Here is a 22,473-nt window from a genome sequence, read left to right as displayed (position 1 = left end):
AACCTCGCAACAAAAAAACGGCGGAGCCACGCTCCGCCGTTTTCGTATTCTGACGATCTTCGACCGGCTTACATGCCGATGTCGAACACGTTCGGCAGTTGCAGCGTCGCGGCGCCGACCACGGTCGTGACCAGTGTCATGACGGCGGCATTGCTGACGCGCTTGGCGCGCATCTGCGACGCGATCCATTCGAGCACTTCGATATTCACGCCAACGGCCTTGGTCGGCGCCCAGGTCTCGATGGCAACATCGGGCGACAGCGCCACCGCACGCGGCGGCACCGGCAGGCCCGACGCGGACGCAGCGTGATGCACGACAGCCTTGGCGAACAGGTCATCGAAACGTCCGTCATCGCTGCGCTCGGCCGCCGCTTCGTTGATCGCAAACAGTGCCTCGGCCTCGTCGCGGCTGACCGGCTGGCTGGCCAGTGCCGACGCACCCAGGATGCGCTCGCACCAGGCGGCGTCATCGGCATCGAGCGCACGGGAGAAATGGATACGGCCACGGGTGGTCGGGCCTTCGCCGGTGATGACGCCGTCGCGCACGACGGCGAGGGCCTGCGCCGCAGCGCGATGATCGTTGATGGAGGACGTTTCGATGGCGCCGAATACGTCGGCAGCGGCAGCGGATGACATTTCAAGCTCTTCTGTTTGCAGCATATTTCTCAACATAGCCCAGCAATTCCATGGGCGACTTAACGCTCGGTTAAGAGATGGACAGGAGTTCTTCTTATCCCTAACCGTTGCAGTTCAGTCGCGCCGAGACGCTGCTGGGTTCGATCAGATGTGGCGATGCGGTCAGGCGGGATTGCGCCGCGCGGGAGGCAACATCACGGCATCCGATAACATCATGTTGCGTGGGTATTTTGCCGCAGCCGCCTTGCGTGAAACTGAATGCCAGTGCGCGCCAAATTTGAAGAAAGTTCTTGTCCTTTTTGCCGGACAGTTCCATTTACCAGCGTGCGCCTTTATAATGGCCCACGAAATTCATCTGTAATCAGAATGACATGAGGTCCATCATGACGCTCCAGATCAACGCCGTCGCCCCCGATTTCGAGGCCGAAACCACGGCTGGCCGCATCAAGTTCCATGACTGGATCGGCGATAGCTGGGCTCTTTTGTTCTCGCATCCGAAGGACTTCACCCCGGTCTGCACCACCGAGCTCGGCGCGCTTGCCAAGCTGCAGCCGGAATTCGACAAGCGCGGCGTCAAGCTGATCGGCCTCAGCGTCGACCCCGTGCACAAGCACGCGCTGTGGGTCGACGATATTAACGAAACCCAGGGCGCCCGCCCGACCTTCCCGATGATCGGCGACACCGACCTCAAGGTCTCGAAGCTCTACAACATGCTTCCCGCCGACGTGGCGGGCGATGCCGACAGCCGCACCGCCGCGGACAACGCCACCGTGCGCAACGTCTTCATCATCGGACCGGACAAGAAGATCAAACTGGTGCTGGTCTATCCGATGACCACCGGCCGCAACTTCCAGGAAATCCTGCGCGTAATCGATTCACTGCAGATGACCGCCAAGCATCGCGTCGCTACGCCGGCCGACTGGAAGCATGGCGAGGACGTCATCATCGCCGGCTCCGTCACCAACGACGAAGCCAAGACGATCTATCCGAATGGCTGGAAAGAACCGAAGCCTTATATCCGCATCGTGCCGCAGCCGAAGTAACGCTGCGACTGATTTGCAAGAACGAAAGAGGCGTCGCGAGAGATCGCGGCGCCTCTTTTCTTTGCCCCGTCGAATCGATGCTGCAGGCACTCTCCGTCGTCATGGGGGCGCCTTCTCCACGTCCTTGCGGGGAGCTCTCGCGACGAAACCGAGGAAGAGCAGATCCAGCGGCGGCATGACGATCGACGTCGTCACCCAGAGAACGGCGTATCGGTTCGAAATAACTTCCAGTACCAATTCGGTAATAAATGTCCTGATACTACGCGCCAGCACGCGCAGGGTTGCAAAGCCTCTCGCGGTATTCGCGGCCGGATCAATCACCCGACATCCGCGTTGGATGAGTGATGACCGATCAATCTTCGACCTCAACACCGACGCAGGCACCTATCGTCGTCTGGTTTCGCGACGAACTTCGTCTGTCCGATCACCCTGCCCTTCATGCCGCAGCCAGACGTAATGCGCCGGTGATCTGCCTTTATATCCTCGATGAACAGAGCAAGGCATTGAAGCCACCGCAGGCGCGGCCGATGGGCGGCGCGACGAGGTGGTGGCTGGCGCAGTCGCTGCGCGCACTCAGCGCAAGCCTCGACGCCATCGGCGGCACACTGGTGCTGCGCAAGGGCGCTGCGGCCGACGTCATTGTCGATGTGGCGCGCGCAGTCGATGCCAGCCACGTCTTCTGGAACGAGATCGCGCAGGCGCCGCATCTCGCGGTCGCCGATGGCGTTACCGAAGCGCTTGCCGATCTCGATATCGGCACGCAGAGCTTTCCGGGTGACCTGCTGGCGCATCCTGCGACAATCCGCGCCAAGGAGACCGGCAGCAAGGAGAGCCGCGGCCTGCGCGTGTTCACACCGTTCTGGCGGCGCGTTCAGGCGATGGGCGAACCGGCGAAGCCGGTACCGGCGCCGAAGAAACTCATACCCGCACCGAAAGTGAAGAGCGACAAGCTCGCCGACTGGGCGCTAGAGCCATCGAAGCCCGACTGGGCCGGCGGTCTGCGTGAGACGTGGAGGCCCGGCGAAGCTGCGGCGCAGAAACATCTCAAGCGTTTCCTCAAGGAGATCGCGGGCTATAGCAGCGACCGCGATCGGCCCGACCGGGAGATCACGTCGCGCCTGTCGCCGCATCTACGCTTCGGCGAGATCAGTCCGCGACAGATCTGGACTGCCGCGCATTTCGCAGCTGCAGAACATCCGCCGCACAGCAGCGACATCGCAAAGTTCATGAGTGAAGTCGGCTGGCGCGAGTTCTGCCGCCATCTGCTATTCGATGTTCCCGATTTGGCCACGCGCAATCTGCAATCATCGTTCGATGAGTTCCCATGGAAGACCGATCGCAAGGCGCTGCGCGCGTGGCAACGCGGTCTGACCGGCTATCCGATCGTCGATGCGGGCATGCGCGAGCTCTGGCACACCGGTGTGATGCACAATCGCGTACGCATGGTGGTCGCATCTTTCCTCGTCAAACATCTGCTCATCGACTGGCGCGAGGGCGAGAAGTGGTTCTGGGATACGCTTGTCGACGCCGATGCAGGCAGCAATCCCGCCAACTGGCAGTGGGTCGCAGGCTCCGGCGCGGACGCAGCACCCTACTTCCGCGTCTTCAATCCGATCCTGCAGGGTGAGAAGTTCGATCCCGGTGGTGTCTATGTCAGGCGCTGGATACCCGAACTGACAGAACTATCCACAAAACAGATTCATCAGCCTTGGACGGCTTCACCGCTCGAACTCAAAAACGCGGGAATCACTTTAGGCAAAGACTATCCGTCGCCGATCGTCGATCACAAAGTCGGTCGCGAGCGCGCATTAAAGGCGTACACAACGATACGAAATAGTTGACTGTCGATGACACACTCTTCAACACGCGCCCGAATCGGACTAACGTGAAAAAGTCGACAATGTTGGGGGATGCTATGAACGACGACACTCCAGTCCTGGAGCAAGTGACGGACGCGCTTAGCAGCGCAGCCGACGCGACTAAGGAAGTCGCCACCTCGGTGGCGAAGAAGGTCAAGAAGGCCGCAAAGAAAGTCGCAAAGAAAGTGACCCCGGCTAAGAAGACGAAGAAGTCCACCAAGAAAACTTCTGCGAAGAAATCTTCAAAGAAGAAAACCCAGAAAGCGAGACCAATGGCTAAGAAAGCAGTGAAGAAGACCGTCAAGAAGGCCGCCAAGAAGACCGTGAAGAAGGCTGCCAAGAAGACCGTGAAGAAGGCCGCCAAGAAGGCCGCTCCGAAGAAGGCCAAGAAGGCCAAGAAGGCTGCCAAGAAGAAGTAAGCTTCTTCGCAGATGTGAAAGCCTCCGGGTCCAAGCCCGGAGGCTTTTTCATGTCCGGGGTCTGGATTGACGCAGGATGGCGTCAGGCCCTGGCGCGGTTGACCAGCAATACCGCAGCGCCGCAGGCAATCATGCCGATGATGGCAACGGCATCGAGCTTTTCACCAAACAGAACGAACGCCATCAGCGCCGTCACGGCCGGCACCAGATAGAACAGACTCGCCACCTGGCTCGAGGCCTGGCGCCGCAGCAGCCAGTAGAGCAGCCCGACGGTGCCGATCGACAGCACCACCGCGAGCCACACCACCGACAGCACGAACTCCGCCGACCAGTGGATCACATTGGTCTCAAGGGCCCACGCGCCGATGCCGAGCATGACCATTGCTGCGAGTTGCTGAATGAAGCTGCCCGTGCGCCAGTCGATGCCGCCGCAATAGCGCTTCTGATAGAGCGTGCCGACGGTGATCGTGATCAGCGAAATGGCGGACGCGAACCAGCCCCAGCCCGCCTCGCCCGTCATCGGCCGACCATGCAGGATCAGCAACACGCCGGCGAGACCGAGCGCCACCCCGCCCCATTGCAGCGGCGTGACGCGCTCGCCGAGAAACCGACTGGCGAGGATCGAGGTGAGGATCGGCTGCAGGCCCGGGATGAGCGCCGACAGACCGACCGGGACCTTGTGCGCGACCGCAAACACAGTGCCGGCGAGATAAAGCCCCTGCACCAGCAGCCCGGCGATGATGCTGTGGCCGATGACCGCGCGATCCGGCCACGCCGGACGCACCCATGCGACGATCACCGCCATGATCGCGACCACCAGCATCATGCGCACGGTGAGATAGGTCAGAGGTTCAGCGCCGTTCAGCACATACTTGGTGCCGATGAAACCGGTGCTCCACAGCAGCACGAAGACGATGGGTGCGGCGCGTCCGATCAGGATTTCAAGATCGCTTTTCTGAACCTGTTTCATGGGCTGCTCAGTGCCCCATCATGTGCTAAGCGGCAATGGCTGTTTGCGCGGACCTGCCGCCTGACATCACGACACCGAGACCATTACCGAAGGAATTTGCCATGGACGTTCGCGCCGCCGTTGCCATCAGTGCCGGGAAGCCGCTGGAGATCACCACCGTTCAGCTCGAAGGTCCGCGCGACGGCGAAGTGCTGATCGAGATCAAGGCCACCGGCATCTGCCACACCGACGAGTTCACCTTGTCGGGCGCCGATCCCGAAGGTCTGTTTCCGGCGATCCTCGGCCATGAAGGCGCCGGCGTCGTCGTCGATGTCGGCCGCGGCGTCACCTCCGTGAAGAAGGGTGACCATGTCATCCCGCTCTACACGCCGGAATGCCGCCAGTGCCCGTCATGCCTGTCGCGCAAGACCAATCTCTGCACATCCATTCGCGCGACGCAGGGTCAGGGCCTGATGCCCGACGGCACCTCGCGCTTCTCGCTCGAGGGCAAGCCTGTTCACCACTATATGGGTACCTCGACCTTCGCGAATTACACCGTGCTGCCCGAGATCGCGGTGGCGAAAATCCGCGAGGACGCGCCGTTCGACAAGGTCTGCTATATCGGCTGCGGCGTCACCACCGGCATCGGCGCTGTGTTCAACACCGCCAAGGTCGAGCAAGGCGCCAAGGCGATCGTGTTCGGCCTCGGCGGCATCGGCCTCAACGTGCTGCAGGGCCTGCGGCTCGCCGGCGCCGACATGATCATCGGCGTCGACATCAATAATGACCGAAAGGCCTGGGGCGAGCGCTTCGGCATGACTCACTTCGTTAACCCGAAGGAGTTGGGCAAGGATCTGGTCCCACATCTCATCGACATGACCAAACGCGGCGCTGACCAGATCGGCGGCGCCGATTACACCTTCGATTGCACCGGCAATGTCACGGTCATGCGTCAGGCGCTGGAAGCCTGCCACCGCGGCTGGGGCGAATCCATCGTCATCGGCGTGGCGCCGGCCGGCGCTGAAATCTCGACACGCCCGTTCCAGCTGGTGACCGGCCGCGTCTGGCGCGGCTCGGCTTTCGGCGGCGCCCGCGGCCGCACCGACGTGCCGAAAATCGTCGACTGGTACATGCAGGGCAAGATCCAGATCGACCCGATGATCACCCACGTGATGCCGCTCAGTGACATCAACAAGGGGTTTGATCTGATGAAGCGCGGGGAGAGTATCCGCGGTGTGGTGACGTTTTAAGCGCATCTGCCGCTCTGAATAAGGATGGCGCACGCAGCCAACGAGCTTCGCGCGCCATCATCAACCCAGCGAGCGACGCCTCACGTCGGCAGCATCGCGGCTTCGCCTTCGATACCCTGCTCAGCCCGGCGCCTCGCATAGCGCCGCGCAAGGATCGCGCAGACGAACAATTGAGCCTGATGAAACAGCATGATCGGCAGCACGATCAGGCCGAGGGCGTGACCCGGGAAAAGGATCGCGGCCATCGGAATGCCGCTCGCCATGCTCTTCTTTGATCCGCAGAAGACAATGGCGATCTCATCCTCGGTCGAGAAGCCCATCCAGCGGCTAGCCAGCATTGTCGAGACGATCACAACTGCAAGCACCGCCAGATCGATGGCGAGAACCCCTGCGAGAGTGCCGACCGAGAGCTGGCCCCAGATTCCCTCGACCATGCCGGCGCTGAAGGCGGCATAGACGATGAGCAGCACGGAGCCGCGATCGACCGCCGAGGTGAGACGCGAATGGGAGAGCAACCACGCACCGACCCAGGGGCGGATCAACTGCCCGACCACGAAGGGCGCGACGATCTGCGCGGCAATCTCCTCAAACGCCACGATGGAGAATCCGCTGCCTGCCGAAGACAGCAACAGCGCAACCAGGATCGGCGTGAGCACGACGCCGAGAAGATTGGAGACTGATGCGCTGCACAACGCCGCCGGGACATTCCCGCGCGCGATCGCGGTGAAGGCGATAGATGATTGTACGGTGGACGGCAGCAGACACATGAAGAGAAGACCGGTGGCGAGGTCGGCTGGCAAATACGGACGCAGCGCGAGACTCGCCGCAACGCCAACGAGCGGAAACAGAAGATAGGTGCTGGAGAACACCATCGACTGCAGCCGCCAATGCAGCAGGCCCTCCTTCACGGCGGTCGGCGACAGGCGCGCGCCATAGAGCAGGAAGAGGAGCGCCACAGCAGCGGTGACGATGTGATCGACATAGACAGCGGCATCGCCGCGCGCGGGCAGCACGGCAGCCAGCGCGACTGTTGCTGTCAGCCACAACAGGAATTGATCGACCGGTAATTTGATATGGCGGCGTGTGATCATAGCGATGAGCCTCTGGTTGATGGCCCAGATCTAATTTCTTCCGCCTTAATGCAAAATCCCCATAACAGCGATATCAATCATCATGTATCGTGATGATCATGGATCATGTGCCAGTCGACCTGTTGCAAAGCTTCGTCGCGGTTGCCGATGCCGGGAGCTTCACCGGCGCGGCCCGTCTCCTCGGGCTGCAACAATCGACCGTCAGCCAGCACATCCGGCGCCTCGAAGAGCAGACCGGCCGTCGCTTGTTCGACCGCAGCACCCACCGGGTGGGCCTCACTCCAGATGGCGATGTTCTGCTCGATCATGCGCGCTCGATCCTGGAACGCTATGCCCATCTGCAGCAGTACCTGTCGGCTGCGCCGCTGCGCGGCCGGTTGCGGTTCGGCGCATCGGAAGATTTCGTGTTGTCGGCATTGCCGAACGTGCTCGCCGCTTTCGCGCGCCGGCATCCGGAGCTTGATATCGAACTGCATTCGGGACTGAGCGAGGATCTGCGCACGTCATTCGATGCGGGTCGACTGGATCTCGCACTGGTGAAGCGGCGAGATGGCGACAGCCGGGGCAGGATTGCATGGAAAGAGCCGATCGAATGGATGGCGCATCCCGAATTCCGGCTCGATCCCGACAGTCCCTTGCCGCTCATCCTCTACCCGCCGCCCAGCATCACGCGCGTCGGCGTGCTGGAGACTCTCGAAGCGGCGGGGCGACGATGGCGTATCGCATTCACGAGCGCCAACGTCTCCGGCCTGAGCGCTGCGGCGCGTGCCGGCATCGGCCTGTTGCCACATTCAGTCCGTTTAATGCCGCCCGGTTTGACGATCCTGCCGTCTCGTGAAGGCCTTCCGAAACTGCCCGACATTCAGTTCGCGGTGATCTTACCGGACCACCCACCACCTGCCGTCGAAGCGCTCGCTACGACCATCATGAACTGGGCCGGTCCGCGCGATCGGCAGAGCTGACGGATCGTCCTTCTCTCCGGCTGGCCGATCTGTCCAGGCGCCCTACTCGCCCTTGAACACCGCGGCGTCCACCACGACGCAGCCGTTCGTATTCAACATCACCGGATTGAGGTCGATGCTCATCACCTTGGCGGACGTATCCGCCATCAACTCTCCGATCTTCACCATCGCATCGACCAGCGCATCCACATCCATCGGCGGCTCACCGCGGACGCCTTCGAACAGTGGCGCGATGCGCAGCTTCGCCAGCGCGCGCTTGGCATCGTCCCTGATGAAAGGCGGCAGCAACAGTGTGGTGTCCTTGAACACCTCGACATATTTGCCGCCGTCGCCAACCATGACCACCGGGCCGAAGACGGGATCACGATGCGCGCCGATCACGATCTCGCGGCGACCGCCGGTCATGGCGGCGACGATGACGCCGTCGAAGCGCGAACCCTGCTTACGGATGATCTCTTCCATCTCGGCATAGACCTCACCGACCGCCTCGCGCGAGGCGGCGCCGAGCTTGACCAGTCCAAGTTCCGACTTGTGGGCGATGTCGGCCGAGCAGCCCTTCACCACCACTTTGCCGCCTATGGTATCGAATGCCGCCTCGGCTTCAGCGCGAGAATGCACGAGCCGATACGGCACCACCGGGATGCCGCGCGATGCCAGCAGAGCGAGGCTGTCGGCTTCATTCATCATCACGGTCTTGTCGGCCGAGATCAATGTGGACGACGGAACGCGCTTGCGCGCCTTCACGCGCGCCATCAGCTCATGATGCGACACATATTGATTCAGCGCGGTGACCGCCTCGACCTCGGTCGGGAATACCGAGACACCCTGCGCCTGGAACTCCTTGGCGACGCTGGGCTGCGTCGCCGCGACCACCAGCGGCTTGCCGGTCTGCTCAGCGAAAGCGGCACTGTCGCGCGCGAAGGCCGGGACGTCGTAGCCCGGGCCCGCCACGGGCACGCCAATGACAAAAGCATCGGCCGCAGGATCTTCGGCGATCACCGGCAGGATGTCGCCGAACAGCCGGCTGTTCGACAGCAGCGCCGCGGTGAGATCGATCGGGTTGGTCGTGGTGGCGAAGCTTGGCAGGATGCCCTTCAGCTTCTTGTCGGTCTCGGGTGCCAGCTTGGCCATCGGCATGCCGACGGTCGAAGCAGCATCCGCGGTCATCACGCAGACCGCGCCGGAATTGCTGATCGCGACCAGGCGACGGCCCTGCGGCTTCCAGCCCTTGAGATAAAGCTCGGTGGCCTCGACGAGGCCGCGCATATCCGGCGCGCGCCAGATGCCGTGATGTTCGAGGAAGGCGTCGACGACGCGGTCTTCATTGGCGAGCGCGCCGGTATGCGACTGCGCTGCCGCCTTGCCGGCATCGGTGCGGCCGGATTTCAGCGCGATAATCGGCAGGTTGCGATGGAGCGCGACTTCGGAGAGTTCTTCCAGATACTTCTTCTCCGGAATGCTCTCGAGATAGAGCAGCATCAGCTTCACTTCCGGATCTTCGGCCACCGCGATGGCAAGTTCGCCGACGGTGATGTCCGAGTCATTGCCGGTGGCGTGGCTGTGACGGACGCCGATGCCCCGCGGATTGAGGAAGCCGACCGGCACCGTGGACAGCGCGCCGCTCTGGCTGAGCATGGCGACATGGCCTTCAACGCGCTCGAATTCCATGAACATGGTGGAGAAGGACGCGATGATGCCGGTGCCGAAATTGGCGAGGCCCTGTGTATTCGGGCCAACGATGCGCATGCCGTGCTTATGCGCGATCTCGACCATGCGGCGCTCTTTCGCCTTGCCGGCGATCGCATCGACTTCGCCAAAGCCCGAGGCCATCACCAGTGCGATCTTGACGCCAGCCTTGGCGCAATCCTCGACGGCGCCGATGGCATTGTCGCCGGCGACGGCGACGATCACCATTTCCGGCGCTTCCGGCAGATCGGCGAGGCTCTTGTAACACTTCTCGCCCTGGATCTCCGTGCGCGACGGATTGATCGGGTAGATCTTGCCCCTGAAGCCGAACTTCTGGAGATAGTGGACCGGACGGCCGCCGACCTTGTTGGGATTTTCCGAGGCGCCGATGATGGCCACAGATTTCGGATCGAGGGCGAAGTGCAGACGGCTCATTGAGGAGTCTTTTCGAAGAACGGTACGAGGCGGCCGGTGAATCGCCGATAGCCGGCTTTTACCTTGTCGCCGATGACGAGATCGTTGGCGCCGTGGGCCATCATGCGAAAGCCTTCGACGGTGTCGATGAGCAGGATATTGTAGGGCACATGCTCGCGCGCTTCCGGCGTACCGGCGCGCAGCACGAGGGAGGCCGCATAGACGGTGCCCTCGCCGCTCGCGATTTTGTCGTCGAGATCGGACGACCCGCAGGCCGCGCAAAAGCTGCGGCGGAAATACTGGATCGATTGGCAGGCACGGCAGGACTGATAGCCGATAGCTTCAGTCCCGGTGGTCCAGTCGGCGGCAGGCTTGAGCTCGCTCATGATACGCGCTCCAGGAACATGCTGACATGGGACGACAGCACACCGCCGTCACCGTGCAGCAGCGCGACGGAAGCATCCCTGACCTGACGGTTCTCGGCCCTGCCTGTCATCTGCAGATGTGTTTCGACGAGATGCGCCATGGCGCCACCGACGCCGCAATGACCGTAGCTCAGAAGACCGCCATGGGTGTTGAGCGGCATTGTGCCGTGCTGGCCGAAATGGCCGGCACGCACTTGCGCCGCTGCCTCGCCGCGGCCGGCGAGACCGAGATCTTCCAGCAGCATCGCCAGTGTGATGGTGAAGCTGTCATAGACCGCGGCATAACGGACGTCAGAGATTTCGATGCCCGTCGCCTTCTTCGCGCGCGCAATGGCGATCTCGGCGCCGAGTTCGGACAGCGCCGGCGCGGCGGTGATGTGCTGGTGGGTATGCGCCTGCGCAGCGCCGCGCACGCGGATTTTCGTTGGGCTGGTCGGCTCATAGCTGACAACGAAGGCCGCGCCGCCATCGGACACCGGGCAGCAGTCGAGCAGTTTGAGCGGCGTGGCAATGGTCTTCGAGGCCATCACGTCGGCGACGGTGATCGGTTCGTGAAACTGCGCACCGGGATGAGTCAGTGCATGCTTGCGCATCAGCACGGCGAATTCGGCAAGGTCTTCCTGCGTCACGCCGTATTCGTGCATGTAGCGGTTGGCAACGAGGCCGTAATAGGCCGGGATGGTCGGGCCGAGCGGCACTTCATAGGTGGGATGACCGACCTGCGCCAGCGCCTGGATCGAGGCGTCGCGGCTTTGACCGGTCAGTCGGTTCTCACCGCCGACCACAAGTACGTGTTTGGCGACACCGCCCTCGACCAGTTGATGCGCCAGCATGGCCATCGCCATGCCGGTGGCGCCACCGACCTGGATGGCATGGGCATAGGATGGCGTGATGCCGAAATGCTCGGCGAATACGGTGGCCAGCATGATGTGCGGCATGGTGGTGGAATAGCCGCACAGGAAGCCGTCGATGTCGCCGCGCTTGAGGCCGGCGTCAGTGAGCGCCAGCTCGGCGGCGCGGGACATCAGGTCGATGGTCGATGAGCCCTCGTGCTTGCCGTAAGGGAGGAGACCGACGCCGGTGATGTAGCTCATGCGTCGCTCCAAACTCGATTGTCGTCCCCGCGAAGGCGGGGACCCATAGCCTCGGTAGACAAGATCAACACACAGCCATCGCCACAGCGCCCCTCCACAACATTATAGGTTATGGGTCCCCGCCTTCGCGGGGACGACATGCGGAGCGTGTTGGCGCTGTCACGCATCAATACGACTTCGGCAAACCGAGCGCCTTCTCGGCGATGAAGCTCAGGATCAGTTCGCGGCTGATCGGTGCGATACGCGGGATCAGTGACTCCCGGAAATAACGCTCGACGTGATATTCCTTGGCGTAACCAAAGCCGCCATGGGTCATCACCGCCTGCTCGCAGGCGTGATAGCCGGCTTCGCCCGCGAGATACTTCGCCGAATTCGCGGCAGGACCACAGGGCAGTCCCTGGTCATATTGCCAGCCGGCCGACAGCACCATCAGCCAGGCGGCTTCGAGCTCCATCCAGTTCTTGGCGAGCGGATGCTGGATCGCCTGGTTCTGGCCGATCGGGCGGTTGAACACGTTGCGCACCTTGGCGTAGTCGGCCGCCTTCCTCAGTGCAGCCTTGCCGAGACCGACGGCTTCCGCCGCGATCAGGATGCGCTCGGGGTTCATGCCGTGCAGGATATATTCGAAGCCGTGGCCCTCTTCGCCGATGCGATCCTCGACCGGAATTTCAAAATCGGCAATGAACAGCTCGTTGGAGTCGACGGCCTTGCGGCCAAGCTTTTCGATCTCGTGCACGGCGATCTTGGAGCGGTCGAGATCCGTGTAGAACAGGCTGAGGCCGTGGGTCGGGCTCTTGACGTCTTCCAGCGGCGTGGTGCGCGCCAGCAACAGGATTTTTTCGGCGACCTGCGCGGTGGAGATCCAGACCTTCTGACCGTTGACGATGTAGCGATCGCCCTTGCGCACGGCACGGGTCTTGAGCTGCGTGGTGTTGAGGCCGGTATTCGGCTCGGTCACCGCGAAGCAGGACTTCTCGGTGCCGTCCACGATCGGCGGCAGCATGCGCGCGCACTGTTCGGGCGTGCCAAACACCACCACCGGATTGAGGCCGAACACATTCATATGCACGGCAGACGCGCCCGACATGCCGGCACCGGATTCCGAAATCGCGCGCATCATGATCGCGGCCTCGGTGATCCCCAAGCCCGAACCGCCATATTCCTCGGGAATACAGATGCCGAGCCAGCCGGCATCGGCCATCGCCTTGTGGAAGTCGATGGGGAAACCACCCTCCTTGTCCTTCTTCAGCCAGTAGGCATCGTCGAAACGCGCGCAGATCTTCTCGATGGCGTCGCGGATGGATTCCTGGTTGGCGTCGAGGGCGAAATCCATGCGTCACAGCTCCGACGTATCTGGGATAGCGGCCTGTCGGAGCACGCCATCCTTGTGCATTTTCTCGATCTGCTCGGCCGTATAGCCGACCTCGGCCAGCACCTCGGCATTCTGCTCGCCGAGATGCGAGGCAAGGCGCGTCGGATTGACCGGAGTCTTCGACCAGGTCGCCGAAACCTTCATGCTGCGGATCGCGCCTTCGGTCGGATGCACGACCTGCTGGAAGAAGTCGGTCGCCAGCATATGCGGGTCCTGCATCATACTTTCGAGCGTGTGCATCGGGGTCGACGGCACGTCGGCGTCATCGAGCAGCTTGGCCCATTCCGCCGTCGTCCTGGTTTTGAAGATGCGCGACAGTTCGGCATTCACCGTGTCGATATGCTGGATGCGCTGCGGGAAGGTCGCGAAGCGCGGATCGTCGAACAGCTCTTCGCGGCCGACATGCTTGAGGAAGCTCTTCCACTGCTTGTCGTTATACACCATCGCGCAGATATAGCCGTCCGAGGTCTGGTACGGCCGGCGATCCGGCGACAGGTGTCGGCCGTAACCGCCCTTGTCGAGCGGCGGATCGTAAGTGAGGCCGCCCATGTGGTCGCCCATCATGAAGCTCGCCATGGTTTCGAACATCGGGATGTCGACGCGCTGGCCCTCGCCGGTCTTGTCGCGATGCACGACGCTGGCAAGGATGGCGCCAAGCGCGGTGAGCCCGACGATGCGATCGACCAGCGCATTGGGCACATAGCGCGGCACACCGTCACTGCTGATGCGCGCATTCAACGCGGGCAGCGCGGTGGCGCCCTGGATCAGGTCGTCATAAGCGGGCTTGGCGGCATAGGGGCCGGCCTGGCTGAAGCCGAATACGCCCGCGTAAATCAGCCGCGGATTGATCTTGGCCATGACCTCATAGCCGAGATTGAGCCGCGCCATCGCCGCCGGGCGGACATTGTAGACCAGCACGTCGGCGGTCTGGACCAGTTTCAGCAGCGCCGCACGCCCCTCTTCCTTCTTGAGGTCGATGCAGACGCAGCGCTTGCTGCGATTGGTATTCAGGAAAATCGGGCCCATCCCGGGATTACGCATCGGCCCGATTGACCGAACCACGTCGCCATCGGGAGACTCCACCTTGATCACATCGGCGCCGTAGTCACCCAGCGTCTGGGTGCAATAAGGCCCCATCATCACCGAGGTCATGTCGATGATCCTGATCCCGTGAAGTGGTCCCGTCAAAGTCGTTTGCTCCCGAAAAGCGTGTGGTCAGGCGCCAGTGCGCCCCTGTTGCCTTCGTCTTAGCGGGAGCGGCTTTGCGGACGCAAGGGCGCCAGACGCGGGGCCGTATGCGCGGGATGCCGGTACGCGTCAAAGTGGTAACGACTAGCCGGCCCCCGCCGACGCCGAAGCGCGCATCATTTCCCGCAGCTCGGTCTTCAGCACCTTGCCGTAATTGTTCTTCGGCAGCGCATCGAGATAAACATAGCGCTTGGGGCGCTTGAAGCGGGCGATATTGGCGAGGCAATGCGCGTCGAGTGCCGCATCGTCGGCGGATGCGCCTGGCTCCAGCACCACACAGGCGACGACGACCTCGCCCCAGTCCGGCTCGGGCACCCCGATCGCCGAGACTTCCCGCACGGCGGGATGGGTCAGCAGCGCCTCCTCGACTTCGCGCGGATAGATATTGGTACCGCCGGAGATGATGACATCCTTGGAGCGGTCGGACAGCGTGAGAAAACCGTCGTCGTCGAGTCGGCCGACATCGCCGGTGCGGAGCCATCCGTCCTTCAGCGTTTCGGCATTGGCCTTGTCGTTGTTCCAGTAGCCGAGCATCACAGCCGGCCCCTTGGCCTCGACCTCGCCGGTCTCGCCAACCGGCAAAGGCTTGCCATCGGCATCGGTAATCCGCACCGACATCACGCTCTGCGCCGGACCGACCGAAGCCAGCCGTTCGAGATAGCGCGGGTGTTCGGTATCGGCATGGAAGGCGCGCGGCAGCGAGGTGATCGTCATCGGCGATTCACCCTGGCCGTAGATCTGCACGAAGCGCTGCCCCATGGTGGCAATGGCATCGCGGATGTCGGCCAGATACATCGGCCCGCCGCCATAGACGATGGTGCGCAGCCCCTCGCCGGTCTCGCCGCGCTTCTTCGCCGCATCGACCAGACGGCGCACCATGGTGGGCGCCGCGAACATCGCGACATCGCCGAGTTGCTTGCCGAGATCGAGCACTTCGTCGGGCTCGAAGCCCTGGCTCTCCGGCACGACGTGGCGGGCAGCCATACGGATATGGATGAAATTATAGAGACCGGCGCCATGCGAGATCGGCGCGGCATAGAGGATCGCATCTTCCTGATGGACCTGATCCACATCGGCGAGATAGCACATGGACATGGCCACCAGATTGCCGTGGCTGAGCATCACACCTTTGGGCCGGCCGGTGGTGCCGGAGGTGTAGAACAGCCAGGCGAGATCGTTGTCTTCGCGGGACAGCGGGACCGCGGACACCGGCTCGCCATGCTGCAATTCATGAAACGTTGCGCTGTCGATGGACAGCATCTGCATGCCGGTCGGCAGGTCTTCCTCGACCTGAACGAGCGCGCCACGGCTGTCGTCGTCGACAAAGGCCAGCCTCGTGCCGGCATTGTCGCAGATCCATGCCGCTTCGCGGCCATGCAGCTTGGCATTGATCGGGATCACCACCGCGCCGATCCACCACACCGCGTACATGCATTCGAGATATTTGGTGCAGTTTGACGCGAACAGTGCGACGCGGTCGCCAGGCTGAATGCCGTAATCGCGCACGAGGCCAGCACCGATGGCCGCGGCGCGGCGCGCAAAGGTTTTGTAGTCAGCCTGGACCGTGGTGCCGGTCAGCAGCGCCGGCGCCTGCGGATGCAGACGCGCCGACGATGCCAGCCATTGTGCGACATTCATGGTGTCGCCCTCGCTTGCGCGTTACTTCGCCGGCTCGAGGATGGAGACGTAGTTCGCCACTGCGGCGCCGCCCATATTGAAGATGCCGGCGAGTTTTGCATTTTTGATCTGCATGCCCTCGGGCGCCTGACCCAGCAATTGCATTGCGCTCAGCACGTGCATCGACACACCGGTGGCGCCGATGGGGTGACCCTTGGCCTTGAGGCCTCCGGACGGATTGATCGGCAGCTTGCCGTCCTTCTGGGTCCAGCCTTCCTTGATGGCGCGTGCGCCCTGCCCGCGCGGCGTCAGGCCCATGGCTTCATATTCGATCAGTTCGGCGACGGTGAAACAGTCATGCGTCTCGACGAAAGAGAGATCGCCGATCTCAACGCCGGCGGTTTTCAGCGCCTGCTGCCAGGCCACGGTGCAGCCCTCGAATTGAAGGATGTCGCGCTTCGACATCGGCAGGAAATCCTGCGCATGGCCGGTGGCCTTGATGTTGACCGCCTTGCCCATGGTCTTCGCGGTCTCGGAATCCGTGAGCACCAGTGCCGCGGCGCCGTCGGACACCAGCGAGCAGTCTGTGCGCTTCAAGGGGCCGGCGACGAACGGGTTCTTGTCGCTTTCGGAGCGACAGAATTCGAAGCCGACATCCTTGCGCATCTGCGCATAGGGATTGTGGACGCCATTGGCGTGGTTCTTGGCGGCGATCATCGCCAGCGCATCGGACTGGTCGCCGTATTTCTGGAAGTATTTTTGCGCGATGCCGCCGAACACGCCGGCGAAGCCCGCAGGCGTCTCGCCGTCTTCCGGCAGATAGGACGCGCGGAGCAGGTTCTTACCGATCTCAGGTCCCGGCGTGCGGGTCATCTGCTCGACGCCAACCACGAGCACGATCTTGGCAGCGCCGGCGGCGATCGACTTGATACCCTGATGCACGGCAGCCGAACCGGTGGCGCAGGCATTCTCGACGCGGGTGGCGGGCTTGAAGCGCAAAGCGGGATCGGCCTGCAGCACCAGCGATGCGGTAAAGTCCTGCGGCGAGAAGCCGGCGTTGAAATGACCGAGCACGATTTCATCGACATCACTGGCGGAGATGCCCGCATCGGCCATGGCTTCGGTCGCGACGCGAACCACCATGCTCTCGACGGTCTCGGCGTCGAATTTTCCGAACGGCATATGCGCCCAACCAACGATGCTGGCAGTCATGGTCGTCTCCCTGATCGATTTCAAATATTGAGCCCGTTATAGCCCGGCTTCATGGCGCTTGCAGGCTTTTCATGGTCCGCGCGCACATGGCCGTTATGCCTGCCCAATCGCCAGAACGTATCATTGAGGACGGACAGATCCAGGACCCGCCGACCGCCAGAACCATCGGCTCGGTGAGCCAGCTCGCCACATTGGCCTCGCCGACCCCGCCTGTAGGGCAGAATTTCACGTCAGGAAACGGTCCCGCCCAGGCGCGCAGCATCGCGATGCCACCGGCCTGTTCCGCGGGGAAGAACTTGAGCACATCAAAACCGCGTTCGCGCGCCTGCATCAGTTCCGAGGCCGAGGCGACGCCCGGCAGGAAATGCAGATCGCTGGAAGCTGCAATGTCCAGCAATTCGCGCGTCGCGCCGGGACTGACCGTGAAGCGCGCCCCGATGGCATAGGCCTTCTGGAAATCCGCCGGCGTGAGCACCGTGCCGATGCCGACGATGGCCTCCGGCACTTCGGCGATGACGGCCTTCGCCGCTTCAACGGCAGCATCGGTGCGCAAGGTGATTTCCAGCGTGCGGATACCACCGGCGACTAACGCCCGCGCCAGCGGCACGGCGTCGGAAACACGTTCGATCGTGAGCACGGGAACGACGAATGCTGCCTTCAGCAGCTTTCGCAGATGATCCTGACGCTGACCGATATCGAGAGGCTTGTTCATGCGGATGGTCCTCTCATGAGGGTGTGTCGAACGCGATCATATCGGGCATCGCCTCGCGCGGGATGATCGCACCGGGATGGCAGACGACAGTGCCGGCGAGATAGTGACCTGCCTGTGCGGCGGCGACGGGCTGAGCGCCGCTCAGACGTGCGTGCAGATAGGCAGCAGCGAAACTGTCGCCGGCCGCGGTGGTATCGACCACCGCGCCCCTGACCGGCTCGGCCTCGATACGCTGCGGCTGGCCGTTATGCCGTATGATGCTCGCGGGACTGTCGAGCTTGAGCACCACTTCATCTGCTTTAATACGCGACAGCAGCTTGTCCTCGGCCTCGCCGGGATAGAGCGGCAACAAGTCCTCGACCGAGGCGAGCACGATATCGGAGACCGCAAAAGCATCCTGAAACGCGGCGCGCGCCAGATCGAGATCGGGCCAGCCCCGCGCGCGGAAATTGGTATCGAAAGCGACGCGGACGCCTGCACCGCGCGCTTGTTGAAGCGCCGCAATCAGGCGGTCGCGTCCAGCGATGTCGAACAGCGACAGTGTGATGGCCGAGAGATAGATCAGATCATAGTCCGCGAGTGCGGACAGCAGCGCGTCAGTCTCGGGTAGACTTAGCAAGCTGCGGACAGCTGACGCATCGCGCCAGTGATAGAAGCGGCGCTCGCCCGCCTCATTGGTCTCGATCATATACAGGCCGGGCAGCTTGCCCTTGAGGCGCATCACCCGCTCAGTGCCGATGCCCTCGGCCTGCCAGCCGGCAATCATCTCGTCGCTGAGCGGATCGTCACCGAGCGCGGTGACGTAATCGACCTCCGCGCCAAGCCGAGCAAGGTAGACCGCAGTGTTCAGCGTGTCGCCGCCAAAGGACCGCGTCAGGTGCCCACCCGGCATCTGACGCAGCTCGATCATGCATTCGCCGATGCTGGCGATCCGCATGGTGGCCTCAATCGACGAACTTGCCGCCGAGTTCATCCTCGATATGGATGCGGATGATGTCGTCGAAGGTTTTCTCGGCCGTGGTGAAGCCGAGCTTCAGCGCGCGTGCGGTATCGAAATCACGCGGCCAGCCTGACACGATGCCAGTGATGACCGGATCGGTCTCGCGCTTGATGCGGGCGACGACATTCTTGCCGGCAACGCGATCCAGTGCGGCGATCTGCTCGCCGACGGTCACCGACATGCCGGGCATGCTGAGATTACGCCGCGGGCCCATCGCTTGAAGATCCGTCGTGCCGGCGTGGACGAGGAAGCCCACCGCAGAGCGCGGCGACGCGTGCCAGTGGCGGACGTCCTCGGACACCGGCAGGATGGCTTCCTTGCCGGCCAGCGGCTCGCGGATGATGTTGGAGAAGAAACCGGAGGCGGCCTTGTTCGGTGCGCCCGGACGGACGCAGATGGTCGGCAGGCGGATGCCAATGCCGTCCAGGAAACCCTTGCGGGTGTAGTCGGCGATCAGCATTTCGCAGATCGACTTCTGCGTCCCATAGGAGGTCAGCGGCGTGTGAATGAACTCGTCACCGATCTTGTCGGGGAACGGCGCGCCGAACACGGCGATGGACGAGGTGAAGACCAGCCGCGGCTTGTAGCCGCCGCCGATGGCGCGGATAGCGTCGATCAGGTAGCGGGTGCCGTCGAGATTGATGCGATAGCCCTTGTCGAAATCAGCCTCCGCCTCCCCCGACACGATGGCGGCGAGATGAAAGATCACCTCCGGCTTGTGGGCGACCAGCGGCGCAGCCGTCTTGGGGTCGGCGAAGTCCGACGTCACCAGTTCGATCGGAATCGACGCACCCGCAGGCTTTGCCGGCGCCACCACGTCCTGCAGGGTCATGCGGGTAATGTCGCGATTGCCGAGACGGCCGTCGCGAACCAGTTTCTCTGTGAGCTTGCGGCCAACCATGCCGGCGGCGCCGAGGATGAGGATGTGCAAGGGAAAACTCCTTCTTCTTGTTCTTGGGTTCAACTCTGGCCCTCATGGTGAGGAGGCGCCTCTTTGGCGCCGTCTCGAACCATGAATGAGACTACGGCCATCCTTCGAGACGCGGTCGAAGACGACCGCTCCTCAGGATGAGGGCGGTACATTGGGTAAGCCGCCTACTCCTTCACCGCGCCCGTCATCGCCGACACATAGTGCTCGACGAAGAAAGCATACAGGATCACCAGCGGCAGCGAGCCAACCAGCGCGCCGGCCATCAGCGAGCCCCATTTGTAGATGTCGCCGTCGACGAATTCGTTGACGATGGCCACAGGCACGGTCTTGTTCTGGGTCGATTGCAGGAAGGTCAGCGCATAGATGAACTCGTTCCAGCACAAAGTGAACGAGAAGATGAAGGCCGAGATCAGGCCGGGCACCGCAAGCGGGATGATGATCTTGACCAGGATCTGCCAGCGCGAGGCGCCGTCGATGAGGGCGCATTCCTCGAGCTCAAACGGGATGGTCTTGAAATAGCCCATCAGGAGCCAGGTCGAGAACGGGATCAGCAGCGTCGGATAGACCAGGATCAGCGACAGCGGCGAGTCGAACAGGCCATAGGCCTGGATGACCGAGGCCAGCGGGATGAACAGGATCGACGGCGGCACCAGATAGGCCATGAAGATCAGCGCCCCGACCGTCTCGGCACCACGGAAGCGCAGCCGCACGATGGCATAGGCGGCGAGCACACTGGCAACGATCGACAAAAATGTCGAAGCCGCTGCCACATACATCGTATTCCACAGCCACTGCGGATAGTTGGTTTCGAACAGCAGCTTTTGAATGTGCTTGAAGGTCGGCTTGATCACCCAGAACGGATTGAACCGCTCCATGTCGATCAGTTGCTCGTCGGGTTTGATCGAGGTCAGCGCCATCCAGTAGAACGGGAACAGCAGGATCACCACGATGATGAACAACGGAATGTAGAGCGTGACGATGCGCCTCGGCAGCGACTCCAGATAGGCCATGCCCTCACTGTGATCGTCTTTCTCGACGGTCGGCGCGACGGCAGTACGGTGATCGACGGCGTGATCAGTCATTGTCAGTGCCTTGCTGCCACTTGCGGCGTTGCATGCCGAACCAGGAAATGGCGATGGCTGCCAGGAGGAACGGGATCATGGCGGTGGCGATGGCTGCGCCCTCGCCGAGCCGACCCGAAAGAATGCCGCGCTGATAGCTCAGCGTCGCCATCAGATGCGTTGCATTCACCGGACCGCCGCGAGTCAGCGCCCAGATCAGCTGGAAGTCGGTAAACGTAAACAGCACCGAGAAGGTCATGACGACCGCGATGATCGGCGTCAGCAGCGGATAGGTGATAAAGCGGAAGCGCTGCCACGAGGTGGCACCATCCAGCGTCGCGGCTTCATAGAGTGACGGCGACACGGTCTGCAGACCAGCCAGTAGCGTGATCGCCACGAACGGCACGCCGCGCCAGATATTGGCGAAGATCACGCTCCCTCGTGCCCAATTGCTGTCGCCCAGGAAATTAATGTTGTGGTCGATCAGCCCCATTTTGATCAGCGACCACGAGATGATCGAAAACTGCGAGTCGTAGATCCACCAGAACGCGATGGCCGACAGCACCGTCGGCACGATGAACGGGATCAGCACGGCGGCGCGGATCAGCGCCTTGAACGGCATGTGGCGGTTGAGCAGCAGCGCCAGATAGAGGCCGACGGCGAATTTGATGGCCGAGGCGACGATCGTATAGAGCAGCGTATTAAACACCGAGAGCCAGAAGATGCTGTCGTCCTTCAGCCATTCGTAGTTCTCTAGTCCGACAAACACGCCGCCGCGACCGATGCGATCGTCGGTGAAGCTCATCCAGACGCCAAGGAACAGCGGGTAAGCGAGAAACAGCAGCAGGAATGCCGCGGCCGGCAGCATGAACCACAATGCGAGCCAGTTGCGGTTGATCCGCAGCCGGTCCCAGGCCGAGGATCTGGGGATCACTTTCCCTGCCCCCGGCATCGATGTCTGGATCGTGGTCATTGCAAGATAGCTCCAGTCGGATGTCGGCTTCGGTCTGATGTCGTGCAGTCAGTCATGCGTCATGATCCGGTTACGGCAGGATCGCTTCGCCCTCGATCTCGACACGTGCGTGCGGATCGATCAGAGCGGAAACCTGAACCAGTGTCATTGCTGGAAAATGCTTACCGAGCGTCGCGCCCCAGGCTTCGCCAATGGCGGCGCCGGACGTCTTGAATGCGTTGATGTCGGTAACATAAGCGCGCAGCATCACGATTTGCTTGGGTTCGCCGCCCGCTGCCTTCAGCACGGTGACGAGATTCTCCATCGCGTAGCGCCACTGCGTACCGAAGTCGGATCCCGCGGCGACTTCGCCCTGCCCGTTCTGCTTGCCGAGCTGACCGGAGATCCGGACGCTCCGCGTACCGCCGGCCACCACCGCATGCGCAAAACCGCGCGGCCGCGTCCAGCCTTCCGGGAGAACTGTCTTGTAGTCGGTCTCTGGCATTCCCATTCCCATCGTTCAGGCAGCCTTTTGTGAAAC

At 62.4% G+C, this 22,473-nt stretch carries 23 protein-coding genes; 5 read left to right on the top strand and 18 right to left on the bottom strand.

Translation table 11 applies throughout. From position 1 onward, the window contains the following. Window positions 1-68: 68 nt before the first annotated feature. Complete coding sequence (locus AB7813_RS01825) at window positions 69-635, bottom strand: hypothetical protein (protein ID WP_089267327.1); 567 nt, start codon at window positions 633-635, stop codon at window positions 69-71. 100 nt (window positions 636-735) lie between these two features. After that, complete coding sequence (locus AB7813_RS01820) at window positions 736-951, bottom strand: hypothetical protein (protein ID WP_231080894.1); 216 nt, start codon at window positions 949-951, stop codon at window positions 736-738. A 67-nt stretch (window positions 952-1,018) separates the two neighbouring features. Here AB7813_RS01820 and AB7813_RS01815 point away from each other — a divergent pair, with 67 nt between their 5' ends. Continuing rightward, window positions 1,019-1,678, top strand: coding sequence for a peroxiredoxin (locus AB7813_RS01815; protein WP_089267220.1), 660 nt, complete (start codon window positions 1,019-1,021; stop codon window positions 1,676-1,678). A gap of 99 nt (window positions 1,679-1,777) precedes the next feature. Here the strand turns inward: AB7813_RS01815 and AB7813_RS01810 are convergent, their stop codons facing one another. Then, the gene (locus tag AB7813_RS01810; protein ID WP_309944384.1) at window positions 1,778-1,999 is read right to left on the bottom strand and encodes a hypothetical protein; all 222 of its coding nucleotides are present in this window, start codon (window positions 1,997-1,999) and stop codon (window positions 1,778-1,780) included. Window positions 2,000-2,022: 23 nt separating this feature from the next. On the opposite strand from AB7813_RS01810, the gene AB7813_RS01805 reads away from it, so the two are divergent. Together AB7813_RS01805 and AB7813_RS01800 are read left to right on the top strand one after the other, a co-directional pair. Continuing rightward, complete coding sequence (locus AB7813_RS01805; protein WP_441227874.1) at window positions 2,023-3,519, top strand: cryptochrome/photolyase family protein; 1,497 nt, start codon at window positions 2,023-2,025, stop codon at window positions 3,517-3,519. A 74-nt stretch (window positions 3,520-3,593) separates the two neighbouring features. Beyond that, complete coding sequence (locus AB7813_RS01800; RefSeq protein WP_068730647.1) at window positions 3,594-3,956, top strand: hypothetical protein; 363 nt, start codon at window positions 3,594-3,596, stop codon at window positions 3,954-3,956. A gap of 82 nt (window positions 3,957-4,038) precedes the next feature. Here AB7813_RS01800 and AB7813_RS01795 read toward each other — a convergent pair whose 3' ends face one another. After that, a complete protein-coding gene (locus AB7813_RS01795; protein WP_439063650.1) occupies window positions 4,039-4,926 on the bottom strand; it encodes a DMT family transporter in 888 nt (295 codons plus the stop codon). 101 nt (window positions 4,927-5,027) lie between these two features. On the opposite strand from AB7813_RS01795, the gene AB7813_RS01790 reads away from it, so the two are divergent. Beyond that, on the top strand, window positions 5,028-6,155 hold the full coding sequence (locus tag AB7813_RS01790; RefSeq protein WP_120291114.1) for an S-(hydroxymethyl)glutathione dehydrogenase/class III alcohol dehydrogenase: 1,128 nt from the start codon (window positions 5,028-5,030) through the stop codon (window positions 6,153-6,155). A gap of 80 nt (window positions 6,156-6,235) precedes the next feature. Here the strand turns inward: AB7813_RS01790 and AB7813_RS01785 are convergent, their stop codons facing one another. Beyond that, window positions 6,236-7,246 carry a bile acid:sodium symporter family protein gene (locus tag AB7813_RS01785; RefSeq protein ID WP_439083599.1) on the bottom strand — a complete coding sequence of 337 codons (1,011 nt, stop codon included), beginning with the start codon at window positions 7,244-7,246 and terminating at the stop codon, window positions 6,236-6,238. Between the two features lie 98 nt (window positions 7,247-7,344). Here AB7813_RS01785 and AB7813_RS01780 point away from each other — a divergent pair, with 98 nt between their 5' ends. Continuing rightward, window positions 7,345-8,208 (top strand): LysR substrate-binding domain-containing protein, encoded by an 864-nt coding sequence (locus AB7813_RS01780; protein ID WP_320443890.1) that lies wholly within the window; start codon window positions 7,345-7,347, stop codon window positions 8,206-8,208. A gap of 42 nt (window positions 8,209-8,250) precedes the next feature. Here the strand turns inward: AB7813_RS01780 and AB7813_RS01775 are convergent, their stop codons facing one another. The 13 genes from AB7813_RS01775 to AB7813_RS01715 form a co-directional block, all read right to left on the bottom strand. After that, window positions 8,251-10,329 carry an acetate--CoA ligase family protein gene (locus tag AB7813_RS01775; RefSeq protein ID WP_439063649.1) on the bottom strand — a complete coding sequence of 693 codons (2,079 nt, stop codon included), beginning with the start codon at window positions 10,327-10,329 and terminating at the stop codon, window positions 8,251-8,253. Next, window positions 10,326-10,694: a Zn-ribbon domain-containing OB-fold protein gene (locus AB7813_RS01770; RefSeq protein WP_439063648.1), complete on the bottom strand. Its 369-nt coding sequence runs from the start codon at window positions 10,692-10,694 to the stop codon at window positions 10,326-10,328. The genes AB7813_RS01775 and AB7813_RS01770 overlap by 4 nt, the downstream gene beginning before the upstream one ends. Continuing rightward, window positions 10,691-11,827 carry a thiolase family protein gene (locus tag AB7813_RS01765; RefSeq protein WP_439083601.1) on the bottom strand — a complete coding sequence of 379 codons (1,137 nt, stop codon included), beginning with the start codon at window positions 11,825-11,827 and terminating at the stop codon, window positions 10,691-10,693. The genes AB7813_RS01770 and AB7813_RS01765 overlap by 4 nt, the downstream gene beginning before the upstream one ends. A gap of 166 nt (window positions 11,828-11,993) precedes the next feature. After that, complete coding sequence (locus AB7813_RS01760; RefSeq protein ID WP_439063646.1) at window positions 11,994-13,160, bottom strand: acyl-CoA dehydrogenase family protein; 1,167 nt, start codon at window positions 13,158-13,160, stop codon at window positions 11,994-11,996. A gap of 3 nt (window positions 13,161-13,163) precedes the next feature. Further along, window positions 13,164-14,387 (bottom strand): CaiB/BaiF CoA transferase family protein, encoded by a 1,224-nt coding sequence (locus AB7813_RS01755; RefSeq protein ID WP_439063645.1) that lies wholly within the window; start codon window positions 14,385-14,387, stop codon window positions 13,164-13,166. A 144-nt stretch (window positions 14,388-14,531) separates the two neighbouring features. Further along, a complete protein-coding gene (locus AB7813_RS01750) occupies window positions 14,532-16,085 on the bottom strand; it encodes a class I adenylate-forming enzyme family protein (protein ID WP_439063644.1) in 1,554 nt (517 codons plus the stop codon). A 21-nt stretch (window positions 16,086-16,106) separates the two neighbouring features. Next, window positions 16,107-17,276 carry an acetyl-CoA acetyltransferase gene (locus AB7813_RS01745; RefSeq protein WP_439063643.1) on the bottom strand — a complete coding sequence of 390 codons (1,170 nt, stop codon included), beginning with the start codon at window positions 17,274-17,276 and terminating at the stop codon, window positions 16,107-16,109. 49 nt (window positions 17,277-17,325) lie between these two features. Beyond that, window positions 17,326-17,988 (bottom strand): bifunctional 4-hydroxy-2-oxoglutarate aldolase/2-dehydro-3-deoxy-phosphogluconate aldolase, encoded by a 663-nt coding sequence (gene eda / locus AB7813_RS01740; RefSeq protein ID WP_439063642.1) that lies wholly within the window; start codon window positions 17,986-17,988, stop codon window positions 17,326-17,328. A 13-nt stretch (window positions 17,989-18,001) separates the two neighbouring features. Continuing rightward, on the bottom strand, window positions 18,002-18,925 hold the full coding sequence (locus AB7813_RS01735) for a sugar kinase (protein WP_439063641.1): 924 nt from the start codon (window positions 18,923-18,925) through the stop codon (window positions 18,002-18,004). Window positions 18,926-18,932: 7 nt separating this feature from the next. Continuing rightward, the gene (gene denD, locus AB7813_RS01730; protein ID WP_439063640.1) at window positions 18,933-19,919 is read right to left on the bottom strand and encodes a D-erythronate dehydrogenase; all 987 of its coding nucleotides are present in this window, start codon (window positions 19,917-19,919) and stop codon (window positions 18,933-18,935) included. Between the two features lie 164 nt (window positions 19,920-20,083). Next, complete coding sequence (locus AB7813_RS01725) at window positions 20,084-21,001, bottom strand: carbohydrate ABC transporter permease (protein ID WP_089267203.1); 918 nt, start codon at window positions 20,999-21,001, stop codon at window positions 20,084-20,086. Continuing rightward, window positions 20,994-21,953 (bottom strand): carbohydrate ABC transporter permease, encoded by a 960-nt coding sequence (locus tag AB7813_RS01720; RefSeq protein WP_120291092.1) that lies wholly within the window; start codon window positions 21,951-21,953, stop codon window positions 20,994-20,996. The genes AB7813_RS01725 and AB7813_RS01720 overlap by 8 nt, the downstream gene beginning before the upstream one ends. A gap of 70 nt (window positions 21,954-22,023) precedes the next feature. Next, entirely contained in the window at window positions 22,024-22,437 is a 414-nt protein-coding gene (locus AB7813_RS01715) for a RidA family protein (RefSeq protein WP_158596833.1), read from the bottom strand. Window positions 22,438-22,473: the final 36 nt, after the last annotated feature.

Source organism: Tardiphaga sp. 20_F10_N6_6 (assembly GCF_052076045.1).
GTDB lineage: Bacteria > Pseudomonadota > Alphaproteobacteria > Rhizobiales > Xanthobacteraceae > Tardiphaga > Tardiphaga robiniae.
Note: the sequence above shows the minus strand (reverse complement) of the source record. Positions and strands in the feature narration are given on the sequence as shown.

Excerpts from the sequence above, each read along its gene's own strand:
- AB7813_RS01825 (WP_089267327.1), bottom strand. The coding sequence starts at position 635 with ATGTCATCCGCTGCCGCTGCCGACGTATTCGGCGCCATCGAAACGTCC.
- AB7813_RS01820 (WP_231080894.1), bottom strand. The coding sequence starts at position 951 with ATGGAACTGTCCGGCAAAAAGGACAAGAACTTTCTTCAAATTTGGCGC.
- AB7813_RS01815 (WP_089267220.1), top strand. The coding sequence starts at position 1,019 with ATGACGCTCCAGATCAACGCCGTCGCCCCCGATTTCGAGGCCGAAACC.
- AB7813_RS01805 (WP_441227874.1), top strand. The coding sequence starts at position 2,023 with ATGACCGATCAATCTTCGACCTCAACACCGACGCAGGCACCTATCGTC.
- AB7813_RS01800 (WP_068730647.1), top strand. The coding sequence starts at position 3,594 with ATGAACGACGACACTCCAGTCCTGGAGCAAGTGACGGACGCGCTTAGC.
- AB7813_RS01795 (WP_439063650.1), bottom strand. The coding sequence starts at position 4,926 with ATGAAACAGGTTCAGAAAAGCGATCTTGAAATCCTGATCGGACGCGCC.
- AB7813_RS01790 (WP_120291114.1), top strand. The coding sequence starts at position 5,028 with ATGGACGTTCGCGCCGCCGTTGCCATCAGTGCCGGGAAGCCGCTGGAG.
- AB7813_RS01785 (WP_439083599.1), bottom strand. The coding sequence starts at position 7,246 with ATGATCACACGCCGCCATATCAAATTACCGGTCGATCAATTCCTGTTG.
- AB7813_RS01780 (WP_320443890.1), top strand. The coding sequence starts at position 7,345 with ATGGATCATGTGCCAGTCGACCTGTTGCAAAGCTTCGTCGCGGTTGCC.
- AB7813_RS01775 (WP_439063649.1), bottom strand. The coding sequence starts at position 10,329 with ATGAGCCGTCTGCACTTCGCCCTCGATCCGAAATCTGTGGCCATCATC.
- AB7813_RS01770 (WP_439063648.1), bottom strand. The coding sequence starts at position 10,694 with ATGAGCGAGCTCAAGCCTGCCGCCGACTGGACCACCGGGACTGAAGCT.
- AB7813_RS01765 (WP_439083601.1), bottom strand. The coding sequence starts at position 11,827 with ATGAGCTACATCACCGGCGTCGGTCTCCTCCCTTACGGCAAGCACGAG.
- AB7813_RS01760 (WP_439063646.1), bottom strand. The coding sequence starts at position 13,160 with ATGGATTTCGCCCTCGACGCCAACCAGGAATCCATCCGCGACGCCATC.
- AB7813_RS01750 (WP_439063644.1), bottom strand. The coding sequence starts at position 16,085 with ATGAATGTCGCACAATGGCTGGCATCGTCGGCGCGTCTGCATCCGCAG.
- AB7813_RS01745 (WP_439063643.1), bottom strand. The coding sequence starts at position 17,276 with ATGACTGCCAGCATCGTTGGTTGGGCGCATATGCCGTTCGGAAAATTC.
- eda (WP_439063642.1), bottom strand. The coding sequence starts at position 17,988 with ATGAACAAGCCTCTCGATATCGGTCAGCGTCAGGATCATCTGCGAAAG.
- AB7813_RS01735 (WP_439063641.1), bottom strand. The coding sequence starts at position 18,925 with ATGCGGATCGCCAGCATCGGCGAATGCATGATCGAGCTGCGTCAGATG.
- AB7813_RS01725 (WP_089267203.1), bottom strand. The coding sequence starts at position 21,001 with ATGACTGATCACGCCGTCGATCACCGTACTGCCGTCGCGCCGACCGTC.
- AB7813_RS01720 (WP_120291092.1), bottom strand. The coding sequence starts at position 21,953 with ATGACCACGATCCAGACATCGATGCCGGGGGCAGGGAAAGTGATCCCC.
- AB7813_RS01715 (WP_158596833.1), bottom strand. The coding sequence starts at position 22,437 with ATGCCAGAGACCGACTACAAGACAGTTCTCCCGGAAGGCTGGACGCGG.